The sequence below is a fragment of the Staphylococcus massiliensis CCUG 55927 genome (genome assembly GCF_000298075.1).
Taxonomy (GTDB): domain Bacteria; phylum Bacillota; class Bacilli; order Staphylococcales; family Staphylococcaceae; genus Staphylococcus; species Staphylococcus massiliensis.
On record NZ_JH815593.1, the window covers coordinates 680,769 to 693,632 of the forward strand.

Annotated in this window: 12 protein-coding genes; all 12 read right to left on the reverse strand. The window is 36.0% G+C overall.

The features are described 5' to 3' along the window. Positions 1-14 precede the first annotated feature (14 nt). Entirely contained in the window at positions 15-749 is a 735-nt protein-coding gene (trmD, locus tag A33S_RS0103615) for a tRNA (guanosine(37)-N1)-methyltransferase TrmD (protein ID WP_009381699.1), read from the reverse strand. Next, positions 739-1,251: a ribosome maturation factor RimM gene (gene rimM / locus A33S_RS0103620; protein WP_009381698.1), complete on the reverse strand. Its 513-nt coding sequence runs from the start codon at positions 1,249-1,251 to the stop codon at positions 739-741. Before rimM ends, trmD begins: the two co-directional genes overlap by 11 nt. 91 nt (positions 1,252-1,342) lie before the next feature. Further along, positions 1,343-1,618 (reverse strand): 30S ribosomal protein S16, encoded by a 276-nt coding sequence (rpsP, locus tag A33S_RS0103625; RefSeq protein WP_009381697.1) that lies wholly within the window; start codon positions 1,616-1,618, stop codon positions 1,343-1,345. A gap of 98 nt (positions 1,619-1,716) precedes the next feature. After that, positions 1,717-2,361 carry an ABC transporter ATP-binding protein gene (locus A33S_RS0103630; protein ID WP_009381696.1) on the reverse strand — a complete coding sequence of 215 codons (645 nt, stop codon included), beginning with the start codon at positions 2,359-2,361 and terminating at the stop codon, positions 1,717-1,719. Next, positions 2,354-4,381, reverse strand: coding sequence for a bacteriocin-associated integral membrane protein (locus A33S_RS0103635; protein WP_009381695.1), 2,028 nt, complete (start codon positions 4,379-4,381; stop codon positions 2,354-2,356). Before A33S_RS0103635 ends, A33S_RS0103630 begins: the two co-directional genes overlap by 8 nt. A gap of 210 nt (positions 4,382-4,591) precedes the next feature. Beyond that, positions 4,592-5,059 (reverse strand): GNAT family N-acetyltransferase, encoded by a 468-nt coding sequence (locus A33S_RS0103640; protein ID WP_009381694.1) that lies wholly within the window; start codon positions 5,057-5,059, stop codon positions 4,592-4,594. A 114-nt stretch (positions 5,060-5,173) separates the two neighbouring features. Next, complete coding sequence (gene ffh / locus A33S_RS0103645; RefSeq protein WP_009381693.1) at positions 5,174-6,547, reverse strand: signal recognition particle protein; 1,374 nt, start codon at positions 6,545-6,547, stop codon at positions 5,174-5,176. Between the two features lie 13 nt (positions 6,548-6,560). Further along, positions 6,561-6,896 carry a putative DNA-binding protein gene (locus A33S_RS0103650; protein ID WP_009381692.1) on the reverse strand — a complete coding sequence of 112 codons (336 nt, stop codon included), beginning with the start codon at positions 6,894-6,896 and terminating at the stop codon, positions 6,561-6,563. After that, positions 6,880-8,190 (reverse strand): signal recognition particle-docking protein FtsY, encoded by a 1,311-nt coding sequence (ftsY, locus tag A33S_RS0103655; RefSeq protein ID WP_009381691.1) that lies wholly within the window; start codon positions 8,188-8,190, stop codon positions 6,880-6,882. Before ftsY ends, A33S_RS0103650 begins: the two co-directional genes overlap by 17 nt. Beyond that, on the reverse strand, positions 8,190-11,750 hold the full coding sequence (gene smc, locus A33S_RS0103660; RefSeq protein WP_017176568.1) for a chromosome segregation protein SMC: 3,561 nt from the start codon (positions 11,748-11,750) through the stop codon (positions 8,190-8,192). Before smc ends, ftsY begins: the two co-directional genes overlap by 1 nt. A gap of 13 nt (positions 11,751-11,763) precedes the next feature. After that, positions 11,764-12,462, reverse strand: coding sequence for a ribonuclease III (gene rnc, locus A33S_RS0103665; protein WP_193765455.1), 699 nt, complete (start codon positions 12,460-12,462; stop codon positions 11,764-11,766). A 132-nt stretch (positions 12,463-12,594) separates the two neighbouring features. Then, positions 12,595-12,828 carry an acyl carrier protein gene (locus A33S_RS0103670; RefSeq protein WP_009381688.1) on the reverse strand — a complete coding sequence of 78 codons (234 nt, stop codon included), beginning with the start codon at positions 12,826-12,828 and terminating at the stop codon, positions 12,595-12,597. Between the last annotated feature and the right edge of the window lie 36 nt (positions 12,829-12,864).

Below are 12,864 nucleotides of genomic sequence, written 5' to 3' on the forward strand. Positions count from 1 at the left end.
TAGCACATTCATTATCATTTTTCAATGTGTTTTTTAAAGGATTCAATGGTTTTTAAATCTTTTTCAGTAAGTGGATATTTGTCTAATAAATCTGGTCTTTTATCAAAAGTCCTTTTCAAAGATTGTTCGTGTCGCCAAGCTTCAATCTTGCTGTGATCTCCGGATAGTAAGATGTCAGGTACTTTCATGCCTTGAAATTCACGCGGTCTTGTATATTGAGGGTGTTCGAGTAACCCACTTGAAAATGAATCGTCTTCGTGGGATACCTGATTACCTAATACGCCAGGCATGAGTCTCACGATTGCGTCGGTCATTAACATCGCTGGCAACTCGCCACCTGTAAGCACGTAGTCACCTATCGAAATTTCATCCGTGACAAGATGCTCACGAATACGCTCATCATAACCTTCATAGTGACCACAAATGAATACGATATGTTTCGCTGTACTTAACGACTCAGCCTTCTGTTGATTAAATGTCTCGCCTTGAGGACACATCAGAATAACACGCGTATCCTCGTAGGTTTCAAGGGCGTCCATTGCATTAAAAATAGGTTCAGGCTTTAGCAACATACCTTGGCCGCCACCAAAGGGATAATCGTCAACTTGGTTATGTTTGTTATTCGCGTAATCTCGAAAGTTAATCGTGTTAAATTTAACAAGCTCGCGTTCTCGAGCACGCTTTAAAATGGAGCTATTTAAGACGCCATCAAACATTTCGGGGAACAAAGTGAGATAATCAATCTGCATCATCAAACAACCCTTCCATTGGTCGGATGATAACTTTCTTACCTTCAACGTCGACCTCTCGAACTACCTCTTCAATGTAAGGAATCATGTATTCTTTATCGCCTTTAATAACCCATACATCGTTAGCACCAGTTTCAAAGATCTCAGTAACACGACCAATCGGCGTGTCTGCTTCATCAAAAACAGTACAACCAATGATATCTGAGTAATAATACTCGTGTTCACCAAGTTCAATGTCCTCATGATCACGTTCTTGTAAAAGCACTGACCCTTTTAAATATTCAATTTCATTAATATTCGTGATACCTTCAAACGTTAACATATGAAAGCCTTTATGCATGCGATATGACTTTACTGTGAACGTTAGCATATCACCTTTATAATCAACCATTAGCGTTTCTCCTGGTTGAAAACGTGTATCCGTAAAGTCTGAATTCGATTTTACTTTAACTTCACCTTTTATGCCGTGCGTGTTTACGATAGTCCCAACTTCAACTTTCATGTTTGAAGCCTCCGATTCTTTATAATATACGAAAAGCGTACCATGTAATTGGTACGCCCTCAATAGTATGAATAAGTTATGACTTACTCAATTATTTAGAATGCTTTTGATCGTCAAAAGTTTTTAAGATGCCTTCTCTTGAAAGGATGTTGTGTACTGTATCTGTAGGTTTAGCACCCTCTTTTAACCATTTAAGTGCTAATTCCTCGTCGATTTTAACTTCAGCTGCATTTTTGTGCGCTGGGTTATAAGTACCGATTTGTTCGATGATACGACCATCACGTGGCGCACGAGCATCTGCTACAACAATACGGTAGAATGGGTTACGTTTAGAACCTAAACGTGTTAAACGAATTTTAACTGCCATTTATAATTCTCTCCTTTTTCTTTAATTTGTTATCTACAAGAAAATACTATAACAGTTACACAAACGTTTGTAAAGAGTTTTTTCTTTACCAATTTAAATTAATTCAAAGTTGCATCACACGACGTCTGATTAATCGTGTATTCACGTGTACCAATATTAAAGTATTTCGGATCATGTGTAACCATAATGATTGTTTTACCTCGTTTATTTAAATCTCTGAAGATATCGATTATGTGATCAGAGGTTTTTTCATCTAAGTTACCTGTAGGTTCATCCGCAAATATCACAGTGCTTTCTTTAATTAATGCACGTGCAATTGCGATTCGTTGCTGCTCACCACCACTCAACGAAACCACTTTTTGTTTTAAGATAGCTTGTGACATGCCAACAGTCTCTAAAGCATCGCTCATAAGTTGTGTATCCTTATATTTTACGTTAAGAGGCAGCGCTAAATTTTGTTGAACAGTTTTATTCTTTAAAAGTCCATAATTTTGATAAATGTACGCAAAGTGTTTTCGCTTGATATTAAGAATTTGCTTTCTAGTGTTAATGAACTCGCCTTCAAAAGTATAGGTGCCACTATCAGGAAATTCAATTAAACCCAACATATTTATAAGGGTGGTTTTACCACTTCCACTCGCGCCACGTATGATATAAAAATCTCCTTGAGTAATCTCCATATTGAGCATATGAAATAAAACACGTTGATTAAATATCTTGGTGAAATGATTTATTTTAATCATAAGATTCCCCCTTGATGACTGAATTCAATAAGGCTTTATTAAGACTATTGAAACGATATAAAACGAGTAAGATTTGAATGCAAATCATGGTGATGCCATAACTTAAACTCATAAGCGTATACTGCAAACTCAGTAATAATATAAATAATACATTTAATAACGCTAGAACCCATATAAATGTTTGGTGTATTTGGAATCTTGTATAGCCCAAGTTCATTTTAATCACAAAAGTATACGTGCTCTTATTAAGATAAACACCTATATAAGTATAAATTAATATCAAGCTTCCGATAACCAATCCAATGATAGAAAACATATTTTCAAAACGCTTCAGATGATAATCTCTTATTTGATCAGCTTTCTCATCATAAACGGACTCCATGATATACATGTATGGTTTTAAGTTAAATTGATTTAAACCTTCTTCCAACGCTTGTATAGGGTTATCTAGATTAGATTTAAGGTAGTAAAACCCAGTTAAATAATGCATATAATTCAACGCAATTGAATTACCAGTATCAACAACTATGATAGGGTCTTTAACGCTATAATCTGGTTCAACTAAGTCACTTTCATACGTAAAATACTTACGGTTATTTTCAATAAATATAGGATTAATTTTAACTTTCTTATTATAGTCTTCTAAGACTGGATCATAAGTATAGGAAGACTCCTTATAATTAGATACAATTTCATTGATATGCGTTTTATATTTCATTGGAATGATTAAGTTTAAATGAATTTTATCGAATTCCATTTGATTAAATATGCTTTTTGAAAAGTTTTCTTGTACATAGTTTTTATCTACCACAATACTTTCAACAACTGGTTCAAAACGACTATCTTTCTTAACATTTTTCTTATAAAACGGTCCCCCTTCTAGCGCTTCCGTGTAATTTTCAGCTTCTAAAATAAAACCCTTGAAATACTCACTATTATAGTAGGCTTTCATTCTTTCACTAACGTCATCATGTAATTTCTCATCAAGGTGAATACCGTTTGATTGAACTACCATACGATATGTATTTCTAGCTTGTTCCCACGCAGCTATGTTTTGATGCTCACGTTTCAAATGCTTTTCGTTTTCAATCAAGTCATGTAACACATGCGAGATTAAAAATATTGCTATTAACCCAACAACTATAAATAAATAATGATGAGCATTATTAAACTTTATCCTATTCATTTTCGAATACATAGTTAAATAAGTATTATGCAAATATAAAATGAGTAAACTTATCATAAGACATCCTATGAAAGTAAACATTACCCCCGTTATTAGGATCGGTAAAAGAATGTTTCTGAGTTCTAGCACATAATAAATTATTAGAGATTGACTAAATATAACTATTACACAAAAAAGAATAAGTATAGAAAGATTCTCTTTTAACACTGTTCTTATGATTTCAAAGGGTGTATAACCTAAATTGAATTTCAGTTTAAATTTATAGGCATTTACTTGAAGCAAGTATATAAATAACGCTAATGTTATGACTATTAGAAATAAGAATATTGAGATTAGACGATAGTTCCAATAATATTTTAAATTGAATTCGCTTTTTTCCTCAGTTACATTACCGACTTTACGATTCAAATCCTCGATCACGGCTTGCTTATTATTTTTATCATTAGAGTCGATGTAAAAGCTGCCTACACTACTATAATTCTTTAATCTAGATAAAGGGTAGACTTTTACCACTATTGATTTATCAGCTAACTTAATGTGATTATTTTTAACTTGTTGAGCTAATAAGTATGGTCTATTCGTAAATATCAATATTTTGTGTTGATTTATTTGAATGCGTTTAGTAACCGAAACTTGGTGCTTATTTGAAATCGCAATCAAATCTTTGACACTTTGCGCTTGCGTTGTTTCGTATTTATCGGGTGGGTAAATATTGATGGTGCTTTGATTATGATTAATCATGTAATCTAATTCGATTTTCTTATAAAAGTCACTAACTATAAATACGCCAAACAATATGGTTATAAAAGATAGAATTCCTAAGATGCTTTTCATGTGTTGGTTCGCCTCGCCTATTCTAAAAAAGCCACTCGTCAACAAATTATTTGTAAACAAGTGGCTAAGGAAACTTTATTCAATTCTTTTTTTAATTTACTCGACTAGTTAGTAGCTATAAGTCTTACTAGAAGGTCAACTTGATTAAGGATAGTATATACTAAAATAAAATTTTTGTAAAAATTAATTGCTTATATATATTTCTTTGTATTAGCTCTTTAGCTTCAATCGGTACACGTGTTGGTACCCTACTTCACCTAGTACATATCTACCCGTATCTTCAAAACCACATTTAACATATAAATGCTTCGCACTGTGGTTTTTCACATTCACACCTAGAACTACCTCATCTACATGAGGAAATGCTTGTTTCACGTATGAGATAACACGTTTGATTAATTCTTTTGCGTATCCGCGACCTTCATATCGTGAATCAGTTGAAAAGCTTCTAAGTAAAATACTATTTTCGTTATCCGTAAATTGAAACTTATCATCGCTCTGATCAAGAGCGCAGAAGGAAACAATTACCTCATTATCAATAAGTAGTATAGGTAACAAACTTTGGCCTACTCGTTCTAATGCGATAACATCTTTAGGTAACGCCGTATATGTAGGATCTTTAAGATAATAATCTTGAAGAATTTTACTAAAATTTTCGTTATAGGATTCTAAGTGCATAGTCGCTACACCTCATTAAATTACTCATACTTATACTTCTTTCTAAAATAACACATCTCAAAGTACCACTAAAAAAGCATCTCCCGATCACGTGGAGATGCTTTATCAATTCTATTAAAATGGTAAATTCATGCCTTTTAACATGTCCTGCATTTGACGTTGTTTACCTTTTCCTTTGCCTTTACCTTTACCACCTGTAAACTGTTTCATGATTTTCTTCATATCATTGAACTGTTTAAGGATTCGGTTTACTTCTTGTAAGGAACGACCTGAACCTTTAGCAATACGTTTCTTTCTTGAAACGTTAATTTTTTCAGGATGTTCACGTTCATATTTCGTCATCGACTGAATAATAGCTTTAATATGATCGATTTGCTTTTCGCTCATATTCATCTTATCGAGACCTTTAACTTTATTCATACCAGGGATCATCTTCATGATGTCATCTAAAGGTCCTAAGTTTTTAACTTGATCAAGTTGTACTAAGAAATCATCTAAAGTAAATGATGATGTTCTCATTTTCTTCTCAAGGTCTTTCGCTTTTTCTTGGTCAACGTCTTGTTGGGCCTTTTCAATGAGGCTTAACATATCGCCCATACCAAGAATACGAGATGCCATACGTTCAGGATGGAACAGTTCTAAGCCGTCGAGTTTCTCACTCATACCAACGAATTTAATTGGTTTTTGTGTCACGGCACGAATAGATAGCGCTGCACCACCACGTGTATCACCATCAAGTTTCGTAAGCGTTACACCTGTAACGTCGAGTTGATTATCGAATGATTCTGCGACGTTAACAGCATCTTGACCTGTCATCGCATCGACAACAAGCATGATTTCATTAGGCTTCGTAATCTCTTTAATGTCTTCAAGCTCTGACATTAAACCTTCATCGATGTGTAAACGACCTGCCGTATCGATGATAACGAAGTCTAAATGTTCTTCTTTCGCATGTTTAATCGCGTTGTCTACGATTTGTTGCGGTTTAACTTGGTCGCCTTCTGAATAAACTGGGATATCAATTTGTTTTCCGACTGTTTGGAGTTGGTTTATGGCAGCTGGTCGGTAAATATCGGCTGCGACAAGTAATGGTTTCTTATTATATTTTTTGCGCATTAATAAAGCAAGTTTACCTGCAGTAGTTGTTTTACCGGCACCTTGTAAACCAACCATCATTACGACTGTAGGTGGCTTTTTAGCCATCGTAATCGAACTGTTTTCGCCACCCATTAATTCTGTTAATTCATCTTGTACGATTTTAATAACTTGTTGGCCTGGTGTTAATGATTTCATAACATCAGAACCTAACGCTCTATCTGAAACTGTCTTTACAAAGTTTTTGACAACTTTAAAGTTTACGTCCGCTTCAAGTAGTGCCAGACGTACTTCACGCATCATTACTTTTATATCAGCTTCAGTCACTTTACCTTTACTTTTAATCCTTTGCATTGTGGCTTGCAAACGATCGGATAATCCTTCAAATGCCATATAAAGTGACCTCCTATTCTAATTCTTCTAGTTCTTTTATATAAGCTTTAATTTTTTCTGGTTCATGTGTAGCTTTAAGCATTTCTGAAAAGATTTCTTGGCGTTTTTCGAACTTTTCAAGTAAACCAAGTTTACGTTCGTAATCTTCTACTAAATCGCCCGTTCTTCTTATGTTATCATACACTGCTTGACGACTCACATCAAATGTCTCAGCAATCTCGCTTAGTGCATAATCCTCTAAGTAAAAGAGCTCTAAGTAATTACGCTGTTTGTTAGTTAATAATGATTGATAAAAATCAAACAAATAATTCATTCTGACTGTTTTAACTAAGTCATCTTGTCTCGTCATATTGTTCGCCACTTTCAACTTCTTTAGGTTGGTCTTTGTCTTCTTCTGGAACGTTTTGTTCGATCATGTCAGCAAATAAACCGTATACATAACTTTCTGGGTCAAATGGTGTTAAGTCATCTAATTTCTCACCGAGACCTACGTATTTAACTGGAATTTGCATTTCATTTCGAATTGCAAGTACGATACCACCTTTAGCAGTACCATCAAGTTTTGTTAAGACGATACCTGTTACATCTGTAACGTCTTTAAAGGCTTTTGCTTGAGAAATCGCATTCTGACCAGTAGTCGCGTCTAAGCATAATAATACTTCATGTGGTGCATCAGGTACCGCACGTCCAATAACACGTTTGACTTTCTCTAGTTCGTTCATTAGGTTTTGCTTGTTTTGAAGACGACCAGCTGTATCACAAATCAATACGTCAGCGCCTTTGTTTTTTGCTGCGTTAATAGCATCGTACATCACAGCTGCTGGGTCAGAACCTTCTTTTTGGCTCACGACTTCAACGCCAATACGGTCGCCCCATACTTGTAATTGTTCAATAGCACCTGCTCTGAACGTATCACCCGCAGCAAGCATTACTTTTTTATCTTCAGATTCATAGCGGTGCGCAAGTTTCGCAATTGAAGTTGTCTTACCAACACCGTTAACACCTACCATTAAGATGATATTTAAACGACCATATTCAAGGTTCATCGCTTCTGATTGGTCATCATCTTGTCGGTAAATCTCTACGATCTTCTCAACGATAACTTCACGTAAATCTTCAGTCTCTTGAATGTTACGGCGCTTCGCTTCCATTCTAAGCTCATCGACAAGGTCCATAACTGTAGTGAAACCTACGTCCGCTTGAATTAACATTTCTTCTAAAGCTTCGAAGAATTCTTCATCGACTTTGCGATAGCGTGCAATCAGATTATTTAACTGTTCTTGGAAGTTATGACGTGACTTTTCAAGACCGTCTCTAAACTTGGCACCAAGTTTTTGAGACTCAATTTCTTCAAACTCTTCAATTGAAATTAAATCATCATCATCGAAGTCCATTTCCCATTCGGAACTTGGACTAATTGGATCATGTTTAACTTCTTTTTGAGCTGGCATGTCATGTGACGGCGCTTCATGCGCTTGTGGTTCGTCGCGCTCTGGCGTAGGTTCGTGACGAGAAGGTGGTTCTTCCTCACGACGTTGTTCTTCATCATCCAAAGGTTCTAATTCTTCAAGATCTTCTTGAAAATCATCTCTTTCTTTAGGTTCTTGACTAAACTTATCACGTAAACGTTTAAAAAAGCTCATTACGCTTCCTCCTTCATCACATCATCTATAGTATTTAAATTAACACTTACAAGTTTTGAAACGCCTGATTCTTGCATCGTAACGCCATACAAACGATCGGCATATTCCATCGTGCCTTTTCGATGGGTAATCACGATAAACTGCGTGTCGTTCGCTAATTGCTTTAAGTATGTTGCATATCGAATCACATTTGCTTCATCTAATGCAGCCTCTACTTCATCTAGTATAACAAATGGTGCAGAACGAACTTTTAATATTGCAAATAATAATGCGATTGCACTTAAAGCACGTTCACCCCCACTTAATAATGAAAGGTGTTGGAGTTTCTTACCAGGGGGTTGCACGATAATATCGACGCCTGCTGATAAATAGTCGTCATCAGTAAGTTTCAGTTCTGCGGAACCACCGCCAAATAACGACTTAAATACATCACTGAAATGCGCCTTAACTTGAAGAAATGTATCTTTGAATCGTGTTTTCACTTCTTGATCCATCTCTTGAATAATTTGATCAAGCGTTTGCTTAGCCTCTCTTAAGTCGGTACGCTGTGAATCAAGAAACGTGAAACGCTCATTAATTTCTTCAAATTGTTCAATCGCATTTAAATTTACTGGCCCAAGTTCATCAATCGACATCTTCGTAAGCTTCACCTTTTTACGAAGCGCTTCGATATCATCATCAAGCTCATACATCGTGCGCGCATGTTCATACGTCGTCGCATACGTTTCTTGAAGATGCTCAATCGCATGTTGTATCAACACATCTAAGCGCGATTGCTTCGTTTTAATGTCTTGATAACTATTTTCGATTGCCAGTATATCGTTCTGTTCAACTTGGAGTTTACCTTCAAGCGACTCTAACGATTCAGCGAGTTCTTTGCGCGATTGCTTCGACGCTTCGATCGCTTTATCGAGGTCATCTTTCTCATGTTGACTGGCCTCAATTTGTGCTTCAATCTTTTGAAAAGCCCTTTCACCCGTCATCTCATCTGAATTGAATAGTTCAATTTGCTCTTGGAGTCGACGATTTTGTTGTTGGTTATTCTCAAGCTGATGGTTAACGTTTTCATATTGTTCCTTCTTCGTTTTCAAACGCTCTTTAACAACCGCTAAATCAGACTTCATTTGGTTTAATTTCTGTTGCTTTTCATGGGTGTCAGCTTTATCTGATTTGAAACGGTTTCGAACTTGCTCGATTTCCGCTTCAAGCCCTTGTAATTTTTGTTGTAGAGTTTGAAGTTCTGATTCCTTCTCAGCAAGCGTTTTCTGGCTATGTCCAATTTCATAGCCATCATTCTTCTCAAACTCAAATTCTTCATGATCGTCTTTAATACGGCGCTCTTGCTCATCTAAATGTTTAATCGCCATTTCTAAAGATTGATATTCATGTCGTAAATGTTGAATTTTCTCACTACATGTTACATAGGATTCGCTAAGACGTTCTTGCTCTAATTTCTCAGCGTTACATTGTTCTTCAAGCAATTTCGTCTTAGACTCGTATTCATGAAGTTGATTCTTTATCGTTTGTAATTCATCTTTTTGGCTCAAGATGCTTTTATTATGACGTTCACCGCCACCAGTCATTGAACCGCCAGGGTTTACGATATCACCATCTAAAGTTACAATTCGAGACTTATAACCTGTTTGACGTGCGATGTCGTTCGCATGTTTAAGATGATCAACAATGATCGTAGTGCCTAATAAATTCTGAACAATCGTTTCATACTGTTTATTAAAGTGAATTTCATTCGCGGCAACACCGATAAAGCCATCTTCGTGTTTCGCTTGTTGGTAAATCGTTTCATTTAAGTATCTCGGCTTAATCACATTTAAAGGTAATAACGTTGCGCGCCCAAGTCCTTTAGATTTTAGGTACGAAATTGCGTTACGCCCGTCTTCTTCATTATCGACGATGACATGTTGCAACTGTGCCCCTAAAGCTGTCTCAATGGCTTTAGTTAATTTCGATGGCACATCGATAACTTCAGCTACAGCACCATGGATACCACTTAGGTCCTTATTCTTCAATATATGCTTCACACCGCTAAAGAAATATGCATAATCGTCTTTACGCATTTCCATACCATCGATTTTAGACTTTAACTTTTGATTATAGCGATACGCTTGATACAACTTCTCCTCAAGTTCACCTAAGCGAGACTTTTTCTGCTTCAACGCGTTCTCATTATCTTGCTGCTCGCGTTCATATAGTTCAAGCGACTGTGCCACTTCTTGAAAAGCCCTTTCCTTAGAAGCCTTCTCAGTTTGAATACCTTTTAAAGATTCAATTGCTTCAACAAGTTTAGAATCAAGACGCGATTGCTTTTTCTCATTTTCTTCAATTGTACGCTTTAAAAAGCGGATGTCATTATTTAATTCAGATTGCTTAGATATCTCTTCATAATAGTCGTTTTTTAGCGTTTCAAGCTGCGTTTCGTATTCATCATCAGACACCATTACTTCAGATTCCATATCGTGAATGTGCTGCGTAAGTTGCTTTGACTTAGATTTAAGTGAATCGATATCTTGTTTTAGCGTGTCTCTATCTGATTGTAATTGCGCGAGTTGTGTTTGAAGGCTTTCAAGTTCTTCTTCAAAGCGCGCATTGGTTTCAGATTGGTTACGTTTACGCTCTTCTAATACGTGAAGTTGACCCGTGTACTTCTCAACTTCTTCTGTTTTCTGAACGAATTGGTAATTTAATTTCTCAAGCTCTAAATCTGCCTGATCTTTTTGTGACTTAATTGATTTAATTTCTCGTTGAATACGTGTCTTCTCACTATTCTTAAACTCTTGTTGGCTTTTCAAACGGTTAAGAGATTCATCTTGTTGATTAATATCATCTTGATACGCTTCAATATCATGAACGGTAACAAGGATATCACTCTTCATCATCTCTTGAGATAACACAAGGTATTCTTTCGCAATCGCAGCTTCTTCTTTAAGCGGCTCAATACGCCCTTCTAAATCATATAAAATATCTTCAACACGATTAAGGTTGTCTTCTGTTTGTTCTAATTTATCAAGTGACGCCTTTTTACGCTTCTTATATTTAAGCACGCCTGCAGACTCTTCTAAAATTTGGCGGCGGTCAATAGGTTTCGCATTTAAAATTTCATCTACACGACCTTGTGAAATGATACTAAACGCTTCTTTTCCTAAACCGGAATCTAAAAACAATTCAACAATATCCTTTAACCGAGCACGATCGTTATTGAGATAATACGCACTGTCACCGTTACGATACAGACGTCTTGTAACAGTAACGATATCTTGATCGAGATTTAACGTCCCAGAATGATTATCAAGTTGAAGCTTTACTTCAGCGTACTGATTACCTTTACGGTGTTCGGCACCAGAGAAGATAATGTCCTCCATCTTAGAACCTCGAAGTGATTTCGCTGATTGTTCACCTAGCACCCATTTAATGGCATCAGTAATATTACTTTTACCGCTTCCATTAGGGCCAACAATCGCCGTCACACCTGTATCAAATTGAACATGGGTATGTTCTGCAAATGATTTAAATCCATATGTGTCAATTGACTTTAAATAAACCATGTTCTACTCCTAACTATTTCATTTGACGATATGCTTTTTCAGCAGCTTTTTGTTCTGATTCTTTTTTCGTACGACCACTTCCAACCGCAATGGCTTCACCGTTTAACAATACTTCTGATGTAAAGAAGCGATGGTGCGCTGGACCTTCTTCTTTAGCTAAACGATATGTGACGTCACCTTTAGATTTCGTATGCATAAATTCTTGGAAGCGTGTTTTGAAATCTATAACTCCGACAAGTTCTTCAGTTTCAACAATCGGGAACATAATTTTCTCTGAGAACGTTCGTACTGTTTCAAGACCTTGATCGAGATACAACGCGCCTACAAACGCTTCAAAGGCATCTGAAACGAGTGACGGGCGTGTACGACCGCCTGTTTTTTCTTCACCTTTTCCAAGTAAGATTAACTGATTTAAATCAAATTTGTTCGCAAATATTACAAGTGATGGTTCACATACAATTGATGCACGCATTTTCGTTAAGTTACCCTCGGGTAAATCAGGGTACTTATCATATAAGTAACGTGAAACCGTCAATTCTAATACCGCATCGCCTAAAAATTCTAAACGTTCGTTGTGACTTAAGCGTTCTAAATTGAAATCATTTACAAAGCTTGAATGTGAAAAAGCTTGTTGGTAAATGTTGATATCATTATATGATAGTTCAAGTTCTTGCATCTTTTCATCAAAACGATGCTTAAATTCTTGAATCATATCATTGTATTTTGAATGTGCCAAAAATAATCCTCCCAATATAAAATTCCCTATACAAAGTTTACGTGAAAAGTCACGAAAACTAAAGAAAAATCTGAGCCTGGTAGCTACCCGACTCAGATAAATAACAAATTATTTTTCAAGGCTGTTGATGTATTTAACAGCATCGCCTACTGTGTTAATTTTTTCTGCTTCTTCGTCAGGAATTTCAGTACCAAATTCGTCTTCTAATTCCATAACTAATTCAGCAATATCAAGTGAATCAGCACCTAAGTCGTCTTTGAATGATGCATCTTCAGTAACTTTGTCTGCATCAACACCTAAGCGATCAACGATGATTTCTTTTACTTTATCGAAGTTTTCCATGTTGGTTCACCTCCTTTTAATGCGTAAATATGCGGA

What these genes read in the sequence shown, in the direction of transcription:
- trmD (WP_009381699.1), bottom strand. Translation starts at nt 749, where the DNA reads ATGCAGATTGATTATCTCACTTTGTTCCCCGAAATGTTTGATGGCGTC.
- rimM (WP_009381698.1), bottom strand. Translation starts at nt 1,251, where the DNA reads ATGAAAGTTGAAGTTGGGACTATCGTAAACACGCACGGCATAAAAGGT.
- rpsP (WP_009381697.1), bottom strand. Translation starts at nt 1,618, where the DNA reads ATGGCAGTTAAAATTCGTTTAACACGTTTAGGTTCTAAACGTAACCCA.
- A33S_RS0103630 (WP_009381696.1), bottom strand. Translation starts at nt 2,361, where the DNA reads ATGATTAAAATAAATCATTTCACCAAGATATTTAATCAACGTGTTTTA.
- A33S_RS0103635 (WP_009381695.1), bottom strand. Translation starts at nt 4,381, where the DNA reads ATGAAAAGCATCTTAGGAATTCTATCTTTTATAACCATATTGTTTGGC.
- A33S_RS0103640 (WP_009381694.1), bottom strand. Translation starts at nt 5,059, where the DNA reads ATGCACTTAGAATCCTATAACGAAAATTTTAGTAAAATTCTTCAAGAT.
- ffh (WP_009381693.1), bottom strand. Translation starts at nt 6,547, where the DNA reads ATGGCATTTGAAGGATTATCCGATCGTTTGCAAGCCACAATGCAAAGG.
- A33S_RS0103650 (WP_009381692.1), bottom strand. Translation starts at nt 6,896, where the DNA reads ATGACGAGACAAGATGACTTAGTTAAAACAGTCAGAATGAATTATTTG.
- ftsY (WP_009381691.1), bottom strand. Translation starts at nt 8,190, where the DNA reads ATGAGCTTTTTTAAACGTTTACGTGATAAGTTTAGTCAAGAACCTAAA.
- smc (WP_017176568.1), bottom strand. Translation starts at nt 11,750, where the DNA reads ATGGTTTATTTAAAGTCAATTGACACATATGGATTTAAATCATTTGCA.
- rnc (WP_193765455.1), bottom strand. Translation starts at nt 12,462, where the DNA reads ATGATTCAAGAATTTAAGCATCGTTTTGATGAAAAGATGCAAGAACTT.
- A33S_RS0103670 (WP_009381688.1), bottom strand. Translation starts at nt 12,828, where the DNA reads ATGGAAAACTTCGATAAAGTAAAAGAAATCATCGTTGATCGCTTAGGT.